This window comes from Bradyrhizobium sp. AUGA SZCCT0283 (assembly GCF_018130385.1).
In the GTDB taxonomy this organism is placed as follows: domain Bacteria; phylum Pseudomonadota; class Alphaproteobacteria; order Rhizobiales; family Xanthobacteraceae; genus Bradyrhizobium.
The window spans coordinates 39,258-55,056 of the sequence record NZ_JAFCLU010000024.1; the positions used below are offsets into that span (position 1 = coordinate 39,258).

The window sequence follows — 15,799 nt, forward strand, 5'->3', positions numbered from 1 at the left end:
CTCACAATCGGTCTAAACGGGCTTTTGGCGACTTCGTTGCCGCCCTATCTCCGTGATAGGCAATTCTTCCATCCAGTCCGACGAAAGAGACCGTAGTGCCCGACGCCATTGAACTCCTGAAGATCCGCCGCTCGGTCAAGCCCCGCGAGATGAGCGGCCCCGGCCCCACGGCCGACGAACTCGACACCATCCTGACCATCGGCGCGCGGGTGCCGGACCACGGCAAGCTGACGCCGTGGCGCTTCATCGTGTTCGAGGGCGACGCGCGGGCGCGGGCCGGCGACGTCATTGCGCAAGTGTTTGCGAAAAAGAACCCGTCAGCGCCTGCCGCCGATATCGAGATGGAGAAGCGCAGGCTGATGGACGCGCCGCTGGTGATCGCCGTGGTGAGTTTTACCCGGCCGCATCCGAAGGTACCGGCATGGGAGCAGGAATTGTCCGCCGGCGCCAGCGCGATGAACATCGTCACCGCAGCCTCCGCGCTCGGCTACGGCGCCAACTGGCTCACCGGCTGGTTCGCGTTCGACCGCAACGTGCTCGACGGGCTTGGCTTGAAGGCGGACGAAAAACTCGCCGGCTTCATCCATATCGGCACGCCGTCGAAACCGGCCGAAGACCGCCCGCGCCCGAATCTGTCCGATATCGTGACGCGGTTCTAGATACCGCAAGAGAGGATGGATGCCCTGGAGCAGGATGCGATTGGGTTGAGCCGTGACGACGGTGCGAGCCGAGCCCAATTCTACTTTGCATGGGGTTGTTTTCGCGATTTTGTGCAGGGCTAGCGCGCCACGACCTCGACCTCGCCGTCGACACCGTTGACGACGTTGAAGGGCCGCTCGAACACCTTGCCTTCGTTCTTGGCAATCGCGCGGTATTCGCCCTCGGACAGCACGACGCGCGGAAACGCGCCGATTGATTCCTTGATGACGTCGCCGCCCGGCGTGATCACCGACCATGCGGTGTTGGCGAGCGCCTCGCCGCCCCGGTCGCTGACGAGCTTCAGCGTGATCACCGCCGCACGGTGGCTGACGGTTACGTCCGTCAGCTTGCCGGCCTGGACGCGGATGTCGGATCGCACCACCGAGTTGGCGTCGCCATAGTTGGAGATGATGTAATAGGTCCCCTCCGGCAGCAGCGCGACATCGCCTGCGGCCACGTTGGGGACCAGCGACTGGCGTTCGGCGCCGGCGCCACCTTCGAACTGGCTGCCCTTGTAGAGCGCGAAGGAAATCTGGTTCGGTGGAATCTTGCTGCTGCCGACGCGGCCCTCGATGCGCAGTCCGCCGGCCGGAAGCACGAAGGCGACGCGGTCGGTCTCCGCTTTCAGGCTCACCGCCCGCACCGCGCTGACCAGGCCGAGGGCGACGTGGACGACGTAATTGCCGGGCGGCAGCACGATGTTCGGGGTCGCGCCGCGCTCCTCGCGGATCAGCTTGAACGTGCCGGTGTCGTCGGGCTTGTCGGCGAACACCCGCCACACCAGCCCGCCATTGATGACCGGCAGATCCTTGCCGTAGCGCGCCGTCAGCGACAGTACCCCCTGATTTGGAACGGCGGCCCCTGGCGGCGCAACCGGCGGGATCGTTGCGATCGACGGCGGCACAATGGTCGGCTGGGTCAACGGCGCGGGAAGCGTCGGGATCGTTCCTGTCCCGGAGGGCGGCGCCAGATTCATGGCTGGCGCGGTCTGGACATCCGGAACCGCGGCCGGCGGCACCGGTGGCGGCCGGTCCGAGAACATCTGGGCCGAAGCCGGGACCGGAAGCAGTGCGGCCAGCGCCAAGACAAGTGTCAAGACAAGAGCCAGCGCCGGGAAAGGCCATCCGCCCCGCCCGAATCCAACGATACCGTTACCGCCCGAGATCATGGCCATGCTTTTCACTGAAAACGCGGCAAATTCAAGCCTCCGGGGCAGAAGTTCGGCCAGCGGTGGTGGCGGAACCGGCATCGGCACCCAATGTTAATCGTGCGGTCGTGGTCCAGTCACATTCCCCACCTAGGCCGCTTTCGCCAGGCATAAACCATGCAGGCGGATCGGAATGGACAGTTCTGGCGCGGCCGCGCCGCGGCGACTAGCGTTGAAGCCGCAGGAGAGTTTGCGTGTTGGATAGCTGGATGGGCCGCGGCCAAAAGGGCTCCGATGCCCAAGACAAGGCCCAGGACAAGGTAGGGCTCGGCAGCATCCGCCGGCCGGTGATCGGACTGGCGCTGGGCGGCGGCGCCGCCCGCGGCTTTGCCCATATCGGCATCGTCCGGACGCTGGTGGCCCACGGAATCATTCCCAACGTCGTGGTCGGAACATCGATCGGCGCGGTGGTCGGGGGCGCCTATGCCGCGGGACATCTCGACACGCTGGAAGAGTGGGCGCGCAGCCTGCAGCCGCGAAGCGTCCTCTCCTATCTCGACATCCGCCTGAACGGATCGGGCCTGATCGGCGGCGCCAAGCTTGCGGCCGAACTGGAGGCCGCGCTGGGCAAGAGCCTGATCGAGGATCTGGCGGTAAAATTTGCCACCGTGGCGACCGAAGTGCGCACCGGCCACGAGATCTGGCTGACCCACGGTCCGATGGTGGACGCGATGCGCGCCTCCTACGCATTGCCGGGAATATTCTCGCCGGTATTGGTGGGCGACCGCTGGCTGGTCGACGGCGCGCTGGTCAATCCGGTGCCGGTGTCGGCGGCACGCGCCATGGGCGCTGAGATCGTCATCGCCGCCAATCTTTCCAGCGACGTCTTCACGCACTCCACGACGATCTATTCCCACGGGCCGACGGCCGGCGTTTCGGTATCGGTGATGCCGGAAGCGCTGCCCGAACCCGAGCCGCGGAGACGCGGTATCGGAAAATTCTTCTCCGCCGAGCGCACCATGAAGCGCGAGTTCTTTGGCGGCGGCGGACGGCCGGGCATCTCCTCGGTCATGGTCGATGCCTTCAACATCATGCAGGACCGCATCACCCGCGCGCGGCTGGCGGGCGATCCGCCAGACCTCCTGATCTCGCCCCGCGTCGGCAAGATCGGCTGGTTCGATTTTCACCGCGCCGATGACCTGATCGCGCACGGCGTGCGCGCCGCCGAGCGCGCCATCGATTCGATCCAGGAGGCAATTCACATTCTAGCGCCGCCGCCGCCGGGTGAACCCGCGCAGGCAGTCGAAAAGGCTGAGAAGAAATAGCGATCACGCCGTCTTGATGTAGTCGCGTAGCGCTTCCTGCTCGGTCTCGTATTCATGGACACGGCGCTTGACGACGTCGCCGATCGAAATCAGGCCCACCACCTTGCCGTCCTCGACCACGGGCAAATGGCGGAACTTGCCGATCGTCATCATTTCCATGATCCCGGCAACGGTGTCGGACTCGCGGCAGCTCACGACCTTGCGGGTCATGACCGCGCTGACCGGCTCCTCGAGCACCCTGGCGCCGCGCTCGCCCAGCACCCGAACGATGTCGCGTTCCGAAAGGATGCCCTCAAGACGCCCCTGGTTCATCACCAGCACGGCGCCGATCTTGCGTTCGCCAAGGATCTTGATCGCAGCTGAAAGCTTGACGTCCGGCTCGACGCTCAGGATCTGATGGCCCTTGGTGTCGAGAATTGAACGTACCGTCATTGGCGCCTCCCTGAATTCGTTCGCGCCCCTTGGGCCCGACTTGTTCGTGAGTCTTCAATCAACAGTTCCGCGCCGGTTTCGTTTTCAGGGCGCGGTCTGCACGTGCGGCTGTCCTGCACGGCAGCGGCATCGGCTTGCGTTACAACTAAAGTGGATGATGGATGAAATCGCCCCTCGCCGCAAGCGGCGATCAGACGCGGCCGGTCTCGTCCGGCGATGAAACGTCCGTCGCATGCGGCGTCGCACGCGGCACCGGATCGAACAGCGAAAACAACATCAGGCCGGCGAGAAATCCGCCGATATGCGCCTGCCAGGCGACGCTGGCGCCTTCGGTGCCGATCGAAATCGCCCCAAGGCCGAAGATGATGTTGACGCCGAACCACACCGCCAGAAATCCAAGCACGCGCGTGTTGCGCAGCGCTCGGGCCAGCGACAGCGCTGGAACCTTCGCTGCGGCATCCGCATCACCCCGGCTGAACGAAAGAAAGCTCCCCTGTACGAAGGCGAAGCGGATGGCGGCGGCCATCGCGCCGGATACCGAGGCCGAGGCGCCGATCATCGGCGCGATTGCATGTTCATGGGTGACGAGATGCGCCAGTGCACCCGCCACAGCGGTCACCGCCATGAATGCGAAGAACCTGATAGCACCGAACCGGCGGGCCAGCGCGCTGCCGAATGGCAACAGCCACAGCACGTTGAAGCCGATATGGCTGAGATTGGCATGCAGCAGGGAATAGGTGACGAAGGTCCAGACCTTGGCGCCGGCCCCGCCGGGGAAAGTGATGTTGAGCAGCGTGGAATCGTAGCGCTTCGGAATGAAACCGAACACGTCGATGGTCCAGTTCTCCAGTTCCACCGGCAGCAGCACCCGCAAATGAATCGCTGCAATCAGCGCGACATAGGCCGTCAGCGCCCCTGGCAGCGTCAGGATCGGCTCGTGCGGGGTCTCCGGCGGCTCGACCAGGGATGAGTAAGGCTGGGATTCCAAAGACCAGGACCTTGCAGGGCGGCTTCGAGGTGTATTGGTCCAGATAGGCGGCTTTGCCCGCCCTGTGCAAGTGCACAATCACAGCTATCGGTATCCCGGACGCGGCGCGGCACGAAGTGACGCGACGCAGAGCCAAGGCGCCGCGCCCCGTCCGGGACACGATATCTGCACAATCGGCAAAAGAAAAAGGGAGGATGCTGAGAACATCCTCCCCTGTCTTGTCGATCTTTTCGCGCCCCTGGAGCAGGGATCACATCCCCACCCCTCCCCGCGCGATGACCAAACTGTTTGACGCCACCTGTGTACCAACTGCGCCGAGAACCTGGAGATAAGCCGGCACCGTCTGATGCGTTCCACATTACGCACGCCGCCCCGCCTTCGCCAACCTCATAGTTAACTTAACGTTAACAACGCAAAGCCGGGGCTCGCGCGGCCAAATCGCCTCGGCGGCATGGACGCTGCAAAGCCCGTCCTGCACAACACGCAAGGGAAGGCGTGTTGCGCAAAAGCGGGACAGAAGTGTCTCGCCAGGCAACCCGGGGCGAGGATTAGTTATGAAACACCCATCGAGCCGCGAGTTCTTCGCCTATTGGGATGCGAAGCGCGGCGATGCGCGGGCGCCGGACCGCAGCGAGATCGAACCCGGCGCAGTGCGCGAACTGCTCGGCGACATCTTCGTGCTGTCCTACGACAACGATTCCGGCTACCCGTTTCGCGTCGCCGGAACGCGGGTCTGCGCCCTGCTCGGCCGCGACTTGAAGGACACAAGCTTCTCCGCGCTGTTCACCGCGGACAGCCGCCGCGAGATCGAGGACATCGTCACTTACGTCGCCGAAGAAATGCTGGCGGCGATTGCCGGCATCACCGCGACTTCGGAAGACGGTACGACGGCGCATCTGGAGTTGCTGCTGCTGCCATTCAACAACCGCGCGCACGCGCCGATCAGCCTGACCGGAGTGCTGGCGCCGTTCGAAAGCGACCTCGGCATAATCAGGGATTTCAAGGTGACGTCGTGGCGCTATTTGCACCGGCCGCAAAAGCTCGTTCCGCGCACCTTGCGCAAGCTCGCCATCGCACGGGGCTTCATGGTGTATGAAGGCCTGCGGTAATCAAGAACCGACGGGTTCAACGAACGCCGCAGCACAACGCATGGTCGCGTGACCATGCTCGAAAACGACCCACAAACGCCTCTAAAAAAAGCACCGCCAAGCATTGCCTAAATGCGAGGCGTCAGGCAGGGTCGAATCACGACGTGGAGCCGGGCCACATCAGCCGAATGATACGCACCGAGAGGAATCTCGGAGGCGCGTGTTCGCCGCAACCTCGGAGATCTTAGAATGCCTTTCAAGAAACTGTTGCTTGCCGCCGCAATTGCCACTGCCGCGGTGGCGACGCAGGCCCATGCTGACGCCCTCGATTCCATCATGAAATCGAAGGTGATCAAGATCGCGGTGCCGCAGGATTTTGCGCCGTTCGGTTCCGCCGGCCTCGATCTCAAGCCGCAGGGCTACGACATCGACATGGCCAATCTGATCGGCAAGGAACTCGGGGTTAAGACCGAGATCATTCCGGTGACCAGCGCCAACCGCATTCCCTATTTGCAGACCAACAAGGCCGACCTCGTGATCTCCAGCCTCGGCAAGAACGAGGAGCGCGAAAAGGTCATCGACTTCTCGATCGCCTACGCGCCGTTCTTCTCCGGCGTGTTCGGCACCAAGGCGATCGCGGTTGCCAGCGCGGCCGATCTCAAGGGCAAGACCATCGGCGCCACCCGCGGCGCCATCGAGGAACAGGCGCTGACCGCCTCGGCCCCGCCGGACGCCACCGTCAAGCGTTTCGAGGATAACAACGCCACCATCGCCGCCTTCGTGTCCGGCCAGGTCGACCTGATCGCCACCGGCAACACGGTGGCCGCCGCGATCGCCGAAAAGGTCCCGGCCCGCGCGCCGGCGCTGAAATTCGTGATCAAGGACAGCCCCTGCTATGTCGGGCTCAACAAGAATGAGCCGGCACTGCTGGCCAAGGTCAACGAGATCATCACCAAGGCGAAGGCGTCTGGCGATATCGCCAAGCTGTCGGAGAAGTGGCTGAAAGCGCCCTTGCCGCCCGGCTTCTAAGCGCAACGCCGGGGCACCGCAGTGTCTTACAAACTGCAATTTGCCGAGTTGCTTCCTTACTGGAACGTGCTCCTGCAGGGGCTGATCTTCACGATCGTACTAACGGTCGTGTCGACGGTGGCCGGCATCGCGGTCGGCACCGCGGGCGCCTCGGCGCGCACCTTCGGACCGGTATGGCTCGGCCGCATCGTTGCGGTCTATGTCGAATTGATCCGCAACACGCCGTTCATCGTGCAGTTGTTCTTCATCTTCTTCGGCCTGCCGGCGCTGGGGCTGAAGCTCAGCGAAACCACCGCCGCCTTCCTCGCCATGGTGATCAATCTCGGCGCCTACTCGACCGAAATCATCCGCGCCGGCATCGAGGCTGTGCCCAAAGGCCATATCGAGGCGGGCCTCAGCCTCGCCATGACCAAATGGGAGGTGCTGCGCCGCATCGTTCTCAACCAGGCATTCCGAAAAATCTATCCGGCGCTGTCGTCGCAGATCATCATCGTCATGCTGGGCTCGGCGGTGGTGTCGCAGATCTCTGCGGAAGACCTCACCTATGCCGCGAACTTCGTGGCGTCGCGCAACTTCCGAAATTTCGAAGTCTATCTGCTGGCGGCGCTGGCGTATCTCGTGCTCGCGATGCTGACGCGTTCGCTGCTGCGCGCGCTCGGCCGCGTCATCTTCAAGGCGAGGTGAACCATGCTGCAGTTCAGCTTCTGGGACATCCTGTCGAACCTCCTGATCGCCACGCAATGGACGATCGTGCTGTCGCTGATCGCGTTTGTCTGTGGCGGCATCGTAGGCCTGGCGCTCCTGTTCATGCGCACCTCGCGGATCCCCGCGCTGGAATGGTTCACCAAGGTCTACATCGAATTCTTCCAGGGCACGCCGCTCCTGATGCAGCTCTTTCTGTTTTTCTTCGGCATCGCGCTGTTCGGCTTCGAAGTTAGCCCATGGACGGCCGCGACGCTGGCGCTGACGTTCTGGACCAGCGCGTTCCTGACCGAGGTCTGGCGAGGCTGCGTCGAATCGATTCCGAAGGGCCAATGGGAAGCCTCCTCCAGCCTGGCGCTCAGCTACATCGAGCAGATGCGTTACGTCATCCTGCCGCAAGCCTCGCGCATCGCGGTCGCGCCGACCGTTGGTTTCTCCGTGCAGGTCATCAAGGGCACTGCGCTCGCCTCGATCATCGGCTTCGTCGAACTGACCAAGGCCGGCACCATGCTCAACAACGCGACCTTCCGGCCGTTCCTGGTCTACTCGCTGGTCGCGCTGATCTATTTCTGCCTGTGTTTCCCGCTGTCCTGGTGGGCGAAGAAAATCGAAGGCCGCCTCAATGTCGCTCGTTAGCATTCGTGACGTCAGGAAGAGTTTTGGTGCAAACGAGGTGCTGAAAGGCGTCTCGCTCGACATCGCCAAGGGCGACGTGGTCGCGATCATCGGCCGCTCCGGCTCCGGCAAGAGCACCCTGCTCCGCTGTATCAACGGGCTGGAGACGTATCAGTCCGGCAGCATCATTGCCGACGGGATCGAGGTCGGCGGCGCGAGCACCAACCTGCGCGAACTGCGCCGCCATGTCGGCATGGTGTTCCAGCAGTTCAACCTGTTTCCGCACCTGACGGCGGCGGAAAACGTCATGCTGGCGCCGACCGTCGTCAACAAGGTATCGAAGGCGGAAGCCCGCGCCACCGCCGCCGAAGTGCTGGCGAAGGTCGGACTGTCGGAAAAGATGGACGCCTATCCGAGCGAACTCTCCGGCGGCCAGCAGCAGCGCGTCGCCATTGCCCGTTCGCTGGCGATGCGGCCGAAGGTATTGCTATGCGACGAAATCACCTCCGCGCTTGATCCGGAACTGGTGAACGAGGTGCTGCGCGTGGTCGAGCAATTGGCGCGCGAAGGCATGACGCTCATTCTGGTGACGCACGAAATGCGTTTCGCGCGCGACGTCGGCACCAAGCTCGTCTTCATGCACCACGGCAAGGTGCATGAAGAAGGCGTTCCGAAGGAGGTGTTCGCCGCCCCGCGAACGCCGGAACTGCAGCAATTCGTGGGCCAGGTCGGCTGAACCGGGGCGTAGACTCATCAAGCACGAGCACGGCGGCCCAAGTTTGGCTGGACCAGCGCGGAAACTCAAGACAGCGTCACATTATCGAGGAATGGCTTCCAGGAGAGCGCCTCCCTGCTGGCCTTGTCAAACTGTCCATCCTCTAAGAGCTTTCCGACACATCTGAAGTATTCACAAAGGAATGACGCATCCGGCAATTGGTACACGTGCTCATCCGGAGCCCACAGATGAAATTTCCTGGCGGAGTTAAACGCTGATGTGATTGCAGGTTTAAGATCACCCACATTGTCCGGCCATCCCGATGACGGGGTCCGAGTTTTGAGGCTATCTGAAAGACTGCGAAATTTAGAGCCGAGGCTCCGGAGCTCGGACGCTTTTTTCTCATCCGACTTCCGGTTTAACCATTCCAATGTGACGCCAAGTACGATTCCGGTCCAAAAGACCAACGCAAATTTAAACCAACGCTGTTGGCCCAGTGCGCGAAGGTTATCAAAAACGGTCGTGGCCAAAGCGTTACGAAAGACCGTCGTGGCCATGCCGCCAGGATCGGAGAATACGTTTTCCTCCAACCATCTTTCGAGGAAAGGCAAGATCATTGGGATCAGCAGAAGACCCCAAATTCCAAACAGAAATTGTTTAAGCCATTTGGACATGGAGTCATATCGTTTGGCACACTGAACAACCGTCCAGCCGGATAAAGGTTGCACCCGACCAGAAACCACATGCCCGCCTCCGAGCAGAGGCCCTATTTTGCCGCCTTTCTTCCGGGGATCACGAATTCGACGATGACGCTTCGATCCAGCGGCTGATGGTTTGCGTTGACGGGCGTAATCTCGACTTTGTGCGGTCCCTCAGGAAGACCAGCGATAATGATAGGCCCGCCGCTGCTTTCGGCCCAGACCCACGACGCGCCATCAACCGCCACATGGAGATGCCCGATGCGGGGCGACACATCGAGGGCCTTCGCGCCGAACACCGGGACGATCTGCAGATTTTCGGTGCGGTACTGGATGAACACGACTCCGCGGCTCAATGGTTCAGCCAAAGGCGCATCTACCACAATTTTCGCCGCAGGCTGCGGCTCGGTAGTCTGAGCGATGGCGTTGGATGCCCACAGAACGGCGATCGCCACGATAAAGCCGATGAATGCCTTGGTCATGTCTGTTTCTCCACCTTTCGCTTGCGCAACGCGTCGGTGAGGCCATTGAGGCTATCGCCGACCACGCCGAAGATGCGCTTGACGCCGGCTTGCGCCAGCGTCCCTGCAATGAGATCGGCGACATTTTCGCTTGCCATGATGACCTGGTCCTTTCTCAGCGTCCGGTGAACACCGCCGCACGTTTCTCGAGGAAGGCGTTGCGCCCCTCCACCGCGTCGGCGCTGAGACGGATTTCCGCCTGCGTTTCGATCTCGCGGCGGAACTGATCGGCATAGCTGGCGTGTTCGCTTTCGTCGATCAGGCGGCGCGTCGCGACCAGCGCGCGCGTCGGGCCGCTTGCGAGTTTGCGCGCCAGCGAAAGCGCGCCGTCGCGAAGCGCCGCATCGTCGAAGACTTCGCGGACCAGTCCCCACTCTCTGGCCTGATCGGCCGTGAGCGGCTCGTTGGTCATCATCAATTCCAGCGCACGCTGCCGGCCGACGAGACGCGGCAGCAGCCAGGTCGAACCGAGATCGGGGACCAGCGCGATGCGGCTGAACACCTGAATGAAGCGCGCTGAACGCGCGGCAACGATCATGTCGCCCGCCATCGCGAGGCTGAAGCCGCCGCCCGCCGCCACGCCGTTGACCGCCACCACGACCGGCACGCGGCACTCGCGCATCGCCTTGAAGGTCGGCCAGTAATACTTCATCACGCCGGCGGCGATGTCGTCGCCGAGGATCTGCGCGGCCTTGAGATTTTGCCCCGAGCAGAAGCCGCGGCCGGCGCCGGTCAGCACCAGCGCCCTCACCTTCGGATCATCGTTTACCTCGCCGATGCCTGTCGCGAGATCGCCCAGCAGATCGGGCGTCATCGCGTTCAGGGTCTCAGGCTCATCCAATGTCAGCACGCTGACGCTGTCATCGCGTTCCCGCTTCACACCCGGCATTTCGCAACCTCCGTTCGCAGGCACTTTTGGCCGGCCCGGCCGGGCGGGAGAGTAACCCTAATGCCACCGCGCGCAACAATCGCCTCTCGCAGGCTTGACCAAAATCGCCGTTCCCAGAGATACTTGGCCGATTGGACGTGCGCTATGTTTGAGATCGGTATTTTCTGCGTAATTTTTCTGGCGGTGGCCTATTGGGCCGTGCTCTGGCTGATGGGACGTCGCGAGGACGTGCTGCATGGCGAGTTCGTCAAAGGCGAACCGCATGCCGAAGAACCCGTGCGCCCTGTATTCCCGAAGCGTCCGGTTCGATCCGCGCCGCGCGAACGTCCCGTTGAGGCCGCGCCTGCGCAACCACCGTTCCGGCAGGAACGACTGGAGTCGCTCTTGAAGACAATCAAGCAGGATCTCAATCAACTGGTACAGAAATAGCCGCACCGCGCGAAGCAGACGTCAGCGCGTCATCGCATCCCCTCCTCACACGTAACCCAGCCAGCGCCAGTAGGTTGCGGCCAGCAGCATCACGAGCGCGAGCGCGATCACGGTCAGCACCAGACCGGTGCGGACGAAATCGCGGGCGCTGAAGGTGTCGGTGCCATAGGCGACCATGTTCTGCGGCGCGTTCACCACCAGGATGAAGCCAAAGCTCACCACGAACTGCAGCAGCATCGTCATGCCGACGACGTTGATGCCTGATGTCGCCACGCCCTTGAGCACGGCGATGACGATCGGAATCATGGCCGATGCCAGCGCCGTGGCGCTGGCGAAGCCAAGATGAATCACCACCAGGAACAGGCTCATCACGCCGAGGATGAAGAACGCCGTCGCGTTCTTCAGACCAAACGCATTAACGACGATGTTGGCGAGCCATGTCGCCGCCGTGGTCTGGAGCAGCGCCGTGCCAAGGCTGATCCCAACGCCAAACAGGACAATCGTACCCCACGGGATCTTCGGCTGCGCCTCCTTCCACGTCATGATGCCGAAGCCCGGCAGAAACATCAGCGCAACGGCGGTGATGGTCGTCGTGCTGGTATCGAATTTGTGCAGCACGCTTTCGGTCGCCCAGAACCCGATCAGGGTGATGGAAAGCAGCAGCAGCTTGATCTCCGCCGGCTTCATCGGCCCGAGCTCTGAGAGCGATTTGCGAATCCCCTCACGGCCGCCCGGCACCTGCGCGACTTCCGCCGGCATCATCCGCGTCATCACGAAGTACAATGCGACGCACATCAGCACGGCAAACGGCCCGGCCGCGATCAGCCAATCCAGCCAGGTAATGGTCCTGCCGAACGCCTTTTCGATAAAGCCGATCGCCACCATGTTTTGCGCAGCGGCGGTCTTGATGCCGACATTCCAGATGCTTGCGGTCTGCACCGTCGTGATCATCAGCATGCCGGCAAAAGCACCGCGCCTGTCGACGCCGAAGGCTGAAATGATGCCAAGCGTGATCGGCACCAGGCAAGCCACGCGCGCGGTGGTCGAAGGCACCATGAGCGCAATCACGAAACCGACCAGGATGGTGCCGATCACGACGTTTCTGGTTTCGGTGCCGACCCGCGACAGGATGGTCAGCGCAATGCGCCTGTCGAGGCCGGTTGCCGTCATCGCCGCCGCCAGGAAAAGCGCCGCCGCAACCAGCGCCAGAGCGGTGTTGGCAAAGCCGCTGAACGCGAGACCGAGCGCCGCACTCGTGCCCATCAACACCTTGGGATTGGCGACGCTGGGCGCCAGCCCAAGCAGGAACGCCATCAGAGCGGCGATCACGACCGCCGATACCGCGTAGTCGATCGCTTCCGTCATCCATATAATGACGGCGAAGCCGAGAATAGCGAGCATGCGATGGGCTGCGACCGGCAAATCCGCCGGTGTCGGCAGCAGCAGGATGACGACCAGCACGGCGACCGCCAGCAGCAATCCCCAGTTGGTCCTGATCCAGCTTTGATGCTCACCACCCGCGATAGAGCCGCCCGCCGGTGCCTGTTCTACGATAGCCATGCCCGTTCCTCCCAGAACGGCACAATCGACCGAGACAACGGACGCCGTTTTGCGCTGGATCAAGCGGCTGGAGACCCGCACCGACACGGCCCGCCTGCTGGCGGAGCGGCAGCCGGATTTCACGCGTCTCTTTGATCTTGCGCAAGGTACCGCTGCCCCGGGGGCCTTACCCAAGGGGGCAATGCGCGAGGATTTCACGATGCGAAAAGCCCCTAGCCTGTCGATCTCACCGGAAAAAGTATTCTTCATCATCGCAAAGTCGCGTCAATCCGACGGTACGGCGACCGAGCTGGATGCCAATTCCACATCTGCCGACGACGATGCCGTCCACGGCTTTGAGGATCACAGCAGGATAACGGACCGCTCGGAGCTTTCCGGCTTCATCCGCGGGTTGAATGTGGACGAACAGATCGATCTGGTCGCCCTGATGTGGCTCGGCCGCGGCGATGGAGATCTCGACAACTGGAAAGATCTGCGCCTGGAGGCTTCGCGCGCTCACAATAACCGTACGGCGCATTACCTGATCGAAACACCGATGCTTGCCGATTATCTGGAAGAGGCCTTGTCACAGTTCGGCAAGTCCTTTGAGGATTTCGAAGCCCCCCTCTAACCCCGTTTGACATCAAACTATCCAGGAGCATTTCAAAATGACCAAGATCAAGATCGGTACCGGCGACTGGATCGTTGTCTGCGACGGCCGCAAGGCGCTCATTCTTGAGAATCTCGGTGATCGCGTGTTTCCAAACCTGCACACCAGGGAAGTGTACGAGCAGCCAGATCCGTCCACGCATGCGCAAGGCGGCGATACTCCGGGCCGCGTTCACTCGTCGGTGGGTGGCGCGCGAAGCTCGGTCGAACAGACGGACTGGCACGATGAGTCGGAACGGCTGTTCCTGAAGACTCTGGCGGACCGACTGAACGTTGCCGTTACGACCGGGGAAACCTCGGCCGTGACGATGGTCGCGTCGCCCCGTGCGCTCGGCATGATCAGGTCGGATTATTCCACCGCGGTTCAAAAGGCCCTGCACGGGGAGATCGCCAAGGATCTGGTCAAGATGCCGGTCTATGAAATCGAGAAGCAGCTCCTGGCGTGACCGCTGGACGGTACGTGCGGGCTATCCCGGGCTCCTGTTGCTTCAGCCGGATGGCGGCGACGCCGCCCCATCCCGGTGCCCGCACTTCATGCAACCGCCGCTAACACATCGTTAACCCTGTCGGCCTTAGGGTCTCCCTGACGCCGAAGGACCGGCTGTCTGGTGGCGAAGATGTCGTTTGCGCAAAAGAAAACAACCACTGTACCGTCCGCCCAGGAGCGACGGCGCTTCCAGCGCGTCAAGGTTCACCTGCTCGGCCGCTACATGCTGCCGGACCGCCGCGAATTTCCTTGCCAGATTATTAACATGTCGCCGGGCGGACTGGCCCTGCTGGCGCCCGGCATCGGCAATGTCGGCGACCGGGTGATCGCCTATCTCGACCATATCGGCCGGGTCGAAGGCAAAATCACCCGCATCATCGACAACGGCTTTGCCATGACGGTCGGCGCTACCGCGCGCAAGCGCGACAAGCTCGCCGCCCAGCTCACCTGGCTTGCCAACCGCGATATCCTCAATCTGCCGGAAGACCGCCGCCACGACCGTATCGTGCCGCGCAACCCGATCGCGCTGCTCACGCTCGAGGACGGCAGCAAGATGACCTGCCGCATCATCGACCTGTCGCTGTCGGGCGCCGCCATTGCCGCGGAAAACCGCCCGCCGCTGAAATCGCTGGTCATGCTGGGCAAGGTGCAGTCCCGTGTGGTGCGAAACCTCGAGGAAGGCTTCGCGCTCGAGTTCGTCCACGAGCAGGTCGGCGAGGCGCTCGAAGAAGCAGTTACCGCGCGGTAAAGCGCCCGCGACAAAAATCCCTGACTTTTCAGCCTCAAAAGGCGGTATCCGCACCACGGATACCGCCTTCGCCGCGTCTGAGGCCTGCAAAACGCGGTTAACGCGGCGGGCTTTCGCGCGCTCATCTGCCGCTGGCGTAGCAGCGCGCGCGTTAATGTATAAAATTTGAATCAATTGCAGTTGTTTCAAATTTTAGTCGAATTCGATTCAAGTATAGATCGAATTAGCCGCAGCTTTTACTTGTATTCACGTCAAATGTACTTGCCTGACTTAGCGGCGGCGCAAATCCTTTGTGCGAAACATGGTCCCAACAAGAAACGGGGGCCACAATGTTGTTCAGGGGACAGGGGAAGGGACTGGCGGTCATCGCCGTCCTGTTGGGGATGAGCGCTTCAATGAGCGTCTCGGCGAAAGCCGGCGACACTCTCTATGCCAGCCTTGGCGAGACCGCGCGTTCGCCGATCGGCTGGGTCGAATTTTGCGCCGAGAATCCCGGCGATTGCCGCGGCGGCGCATCACAGCCGCGCGACATCGTGATGTCGCAGACGGCATGGCGGGATTTGGTGCGGGTCAACAAGTGGGTCAACGAGACCATCAAGCCGATCACCGACATGGATCATTGGGGTGTGATCGAGAAATGGTCGTTGCCGACGGACGGTTACGGTGACTGCGAGGACTATGTGCTTCTGAAGCGCAAGATGCTGATCGACGCCGGATGGCCGCGCGAAGCGCTGCTGATCACGGTGGTGCGCGACAAGAAGGGCGAAGGCCACGCGGTGCTGACGGTGAAGACCGACAAGGGCGAGTTCGTTCTCGACAACCAGAACGAAACCGTCCTGGCCTGGACCGAGACCGGCTACCGCTTCGTCAAGCGTCAGTCGCAGAGCGATCCCAATGTGTGGGTCTCGCTCGGTGACAGCCGCCCTGCGGTCGCCACCGCCTCGTCACGCGATCGATAACGAACAAAGGATTTTACGAACCCGCGACCCGGTCACATCCCCACCCCTCCCCGTCCCAGACCGGTTCGCGCGCGGCCAGGCTTCCCCCAAAGCCTGGCCGCACCTTTTTTGGGATACCGA

Annotated in this window: 19 protein-coding genes and 1 pseudogene; 12 read left to right on the plus strand and 8 right to left on the minus strand. The window is 62.3% G+C overall.

Annotation, left to right across the window (positions count from 1 at the left end):
• Window positions 1-95: 95 nt before the first annotated feature.
• Window positions 96-659: a nitroreductase gene (locus JQ624_RS27550; RefSeq protein ID WP_212422049.1), complete on the plus strand. Its 564-nt coding sequence runs from the start codon at window positions 96-98 to the stop codon at window positions 657-659.
• Window positions 660-778: 119 nt separating this feature from the next.
• Here the strand turns inward: JQ624_RS27550 and JQ624_RS27555 are convergent, their stop codons facing one another.
• Window positions 779-1,867: a hypothetical protein gene (locus JQ624_RS27555; RefSeq protein WP_212422114.1), complete on the minus strand. Its 1,089-nt coding sequence runs from the start codon at window positions 1,865-1,867 to the stop codon at window positions 779-781.
• A gap of 233 nt (window positions 1,868-2,100) precedes the next feature.
• Between JQ624_RS27555 and JQ624_RS27560 the strand changes: the two genes are divergently transcribed.
• Entirely contained in the window at window positions 2,101-3,171 is a 1,071-nt protein-coding gene (locus JQ624_RS27560) for a patatin-like phospholipase family protein (RefSeq protein WP_212422050.1), read from the plus strand.
• Between the two features lie 3 nt (window positions 3,172-3,174).
• On the opposite strand, the gene JQ624_RS27565 is transcribed toward JQ624_RS27560, so the two are convergent.
• Together JQ624_RS27565 and JQ624_RS27570 are read right to left on the minus strand one after the other, a co-directional pair.
• On the minus strand, window positions 3,175-3,603 hold the full coding sequence (locus tag JQ624_RS27565; RefSeq protein WP_212422051.1) for a CBS domain-containing protein: 429 nt from the start codon (window positions 3,601-3,603) through the stop codon (window positions 3,175-3,177).
• A gap of 190 nt (window positions 3,604-3,793) precedes the next feature.
• Complete coding sequence (locus tag JQ624_RS27570; RefSeq protein ID WP_212422052.1) at window positions 3,794-4,591, minus strand: rhomboid family intramembrane serine protease; 798 nt, start codon at window positions 4,589-4,591, stop codon at window positions 3,794-3,796.
• A 554-nt stretch (window positions 4,592-5,145) separates the two neighbouring features.
• Between JQ624_RS27570 and JQ624_RS27575 the strand changes: the two genes are divergently transcribed.
• The 5 genes from JQ624_RS27575 to JQ624_RS27595 all read left to right on the plus strand — a co-directional run bounded on the left by JQ624_RS27575 (window position 5,146) and on the right by JQ624_RS27595 (window position 8,761).
• Window positions 5,146-5,700 (plus strand): PAS domain-containing protein, encoded by a 555-nt coding sequence (locus tag JQ624_RS27575; RefSeq protein ID WP_212422053.1) that lies wholly within the window; start codon window positions 5,146-5,148, stop codon window positions 5,698-5,700.
• A gap of 228 nt (window positions 5,701-5,928) precedes the next feature.
• Entirely contained in the window at window positions 5,929-6,708 is a 780-nt protein-coding gene (locus JQ624_RS27580; RefSeq protein WP_212422054.1) for a transporter substrate-binding domain-containing protein, read from the plus strand.
• Between the two features lie 21 nt (window positions 6,709-6,729).
• Window positions 6,730-7,392 (plus strand): amino acid ABC transporter permease, encoded by a 663-nt coding sequence (locus JQ624_RS27585; RefSeq protein ID WP_212422055.1) that lies wholly within the window; start codon window positions 6,730-6,732, stop codon window positions 7,390-7,392.
• 3 nt (window positions 7,393-7,395) lie between these two features.
• Window positions 7,396-8,046, plus strand: coding sequence for an amino acid ABC transporter permease (locus JQ624_RS27590; RefSeq protein ID WP_212422056.1), 651 nt, complete (start codon window positions 7,396-7,398; stop codon window positions 8,044-8,046).
• Window positions 8,033-8,761, plus strand: coding sequence for an amino acid ABC transporter ATP-binding protein (locus tag JQ624_RS27595; RefSeq protein WP_212422057.1), 729 nt, complete (start codon window positions 8,033-8,035; stop codon window positions 8,759-8,761). Before JQ624_RS27590 ends, JQ624_RS27595 begins: the two co-directional genes overlap by 14 nt.
• 65 nt (window positions 8,762-8,826) lie before the next feature.
• On the opposite strand, the gene JQ624_RS27600 is transcribed toward JQ624_RS27595, so the two are convergent.
• The 4 genes and pseudogenes from JQ624_RS27600 to JQ624_RS27615 form a co-directional block, all read right to left on the minus strand.
• Window positions 8,827-9,414 (minus strand): hypothetical protein, encoded by a 588-nt coding sequence (locus JQ624_RS27600; RefSeq protein WP_212422058.1) that lies wholly within the window; start codon window positions 9,412-9,414, stop codon window positions 8,827-8,829.
• Between the two features lie 92 nt (window positions 9,415-9,506).
• Window positions 9,507-9,920, minus strand: coding sequence for a DUF6130 family protein (locus JQ624_RS27605; protein WP_212422059.1), 414 nt, complete (start codon window positions 9,918-9,920; stop codon window positions 9,507-9,509).
• 17 nt (window positions 9,921-9,937) lie between these two features.
• Window positions 9,938-10,057, minus strand: a pseudogene (locus tag JQ624_RS27610) (thiamine pyrophosphate-binding protein); the annotation flags it as partial.
• 17 nt (window positions 10,058-10,074) lie between these two features.
• On the minus strand, window positions 10,075-10,848 hold the full coding sequence (locus tag JQ624_RS27615; protein ID WP_212422060.1) for an enoyl-CoA hydratase-related protein: 774 nt from the start codon (window positions 10,846-10,848) through the stop codon (window positions 10,075-10,077).
• A gap of 123 nt (window positions 10,849-10,971) precedes the next feature.
• Between JQ624_RS27615 and JQ624_RS27620 the strand changes: the two genes are divergently transcribed.
• Window positions 10,972-11,277, plus strand: coding sequence for a hypothetical protein (locus JQ624_RS27620; protein WP_312014507.1), 306 nt, complete (start codon window positions 10,972-10,974; stop codon window positions 11,275-11,277).
• A gap of 45 nt (window positions 11,278-11,322) precedes the next feature.
• On the opposite strand, the gene JQ624_RS27625 is transcribed toward JQ624_RS27620, so the two are convergent.
• Complete coding sequence (locus tag JQ624_RS27625) at window positions 11,323-12,837, minus strand: DASS family sodium-coupled anion symporter (protein WP_212422061.1); 1,515 nt, start codon at window positions 12,835-12,837, stop codon at window positions 11,323-11,325.
• Window positions 12,838-13,036: 199 nt separating this feature from the next.
• On the opposite strand from JQ624_RS27625, the gene JQ624_RS27630 reads away from it, so the two are divergent.
• The 4 genes from JQ624_RS27630 (at window position 13,037) to JQ624_RS27645 (ending at window position 15,679) form a co-directional block, all read left to right on the plus strand.
• Window positions 13,037-13,447: a DUF3775 domain-containing protein gene (locus JQ624_RS27630; protein WP_212422116.1), complete on the plus strand. Its 411-nt coding sequence runs from the start codon at window positions 13,037-13,039 to the stop codon at window positions 13,445-13,447.
• A 37-nt stretch (window positions 13,448-13,484) separates the two neighbouring features.
• Window positions 13,485-13,931, plus strand: a complete 447-nt coding sequence (locus JQ624_RS27635) for a host attachment protein (protein WP_212422062.1) — start codon at window positions 13,485-13,487, stop codon at window positions 13,929-13,931.
• Window positions 13,932-14,102: 171 nt separating this feature from the next.
• Window positions 14,103-14,720, plus strand: coding sequence for a PilZ domain-containing protein (locus JQ624_RS27640; RefSeq protein ID WP_212422063.1), 618 nt, complete (start codon window positions 14,103-14,105; stop codon window positions 14,718-14,720).
• 329 nt (window positions 14,721-15,049) lie between these two features.
• The gene (locus tag JQ624_RS27645) at window positions 15,050-15,679 is read left to right on the plus strand and encodes a transglutaminase-like cysteine peptidase (RefSeq protein ID WP_212422064.1); all 630 of its coding nucleotides are present in this window, start codon (window positions 15,050-15,052) and stop codon (window positions 15,677-15,679) included.
• Window positions 15,680-15,799 lie beyond the last annotated feature (120 nt).

Excerpts from the sequence above, each read along its gene's own strand:
- JQ624_RS27555 (WP_212422114.1), bottom strand. The coding sequence starts at position 1,867 with ATGATCTCGGGCGGTAACGGTATCGTTGGATTCGGGCGGGGCGGATGG.
- JQ624_RS27600 (WP_212422058.1), bottom strand. The coding sequence starts at position 9,414 with ATGTCCAAATGGCTTAAACAATTTCTGTTTGGAATTTGGGGTCTTCTG.
- JQ624_RS27595 (WP_212422057.1), top strand. The coding sequence starts at position 8,033 with ATGTCGCTCGTTAGCATTCGTGACGTCAGGAAGAGTTTTGGTGCAAAC.
- JQ624_RS27615 (WP_212422060.1), bottom strand. The coding sequence starts at position 10,848 with ATGCCGGGTGTGAAGCGGGAACGCGATGACAGCGTCAGCGTGCTGACA.
- JQ624_RS27580 (WP_212422054.1), top strand. The coding sequence starts at position 5,929 with ATGCCTTTCAAGAAACTGTTGCTTGCCGCCGCAATTGCCACTGCCGCG.
- JQ624_RS27575 (WP_212422053.1), top strand. The coding sequence starts at position 5,146 with ATGAAACACCCATCGAGCCGCGAGTTCTTCGCCTATTGGGATGCGAAG.
- JQ624_RS27640 (WP_212422063.1), top strand. The coding sequence starts at position 14,103 with ATGTCGTTTGCGCAAAAGAAAACAACCACTGTACCGTCCGCCCAGGAG.
- JQ624_RS27635 (WP_212422062.1), top strand. The coding sequence starts at position 13,485 with ATGACCAAGATCAAGATCGGTACCGGCGACTGGATCGTTGTCTGCGAC.
- JQ624_RS27645 (WP_212422064.1), top strand. The coding sequence starts at position 15,050 with ATGTTGTTCAGGGGACAGGGGAAGGGACTGGCGGTCATCGCCGTCCTG.
- JQ624_RS27625 (WP_212422061.1), bottom strand. The coding sequence starts at position 12,837 with ATGGCTATCGTAGAACAGGCACCGGCGGGCGGCTCTATCGCGGGTGGT.
- JQ624_RS27565 (WP_212422051.1), bottom strand. The coding sequence starts at position 3,603 with ATGACGGTACGTTCAATTCTCGACACCAAGGGCCATCAGATCCTGAGC.
- JQ624_RS27590 (WP_212422056.1), top strand. The coding sequence starts at position 7,396 with ATGCTGCAGTTCAGCTTCTGGGACATCCTGTCGAACCTCCTGATCGCC.
- JQ624_RS27605 (WP_212422059.1), bottom strand. The coding sequence starts at position 9,920 with ATGACCAAGGCATTCATCGGCTTTATCGTGGCGATCGCCGTTCTGTGG.
- JQ624_RS27630 (WP_212422116.1), top strand. The coding sequence starts at position 13,037 with ATGCGAAAAGCCCCTAGCCTGTCGATCTCACCGGAAAAAGTATTCTTC.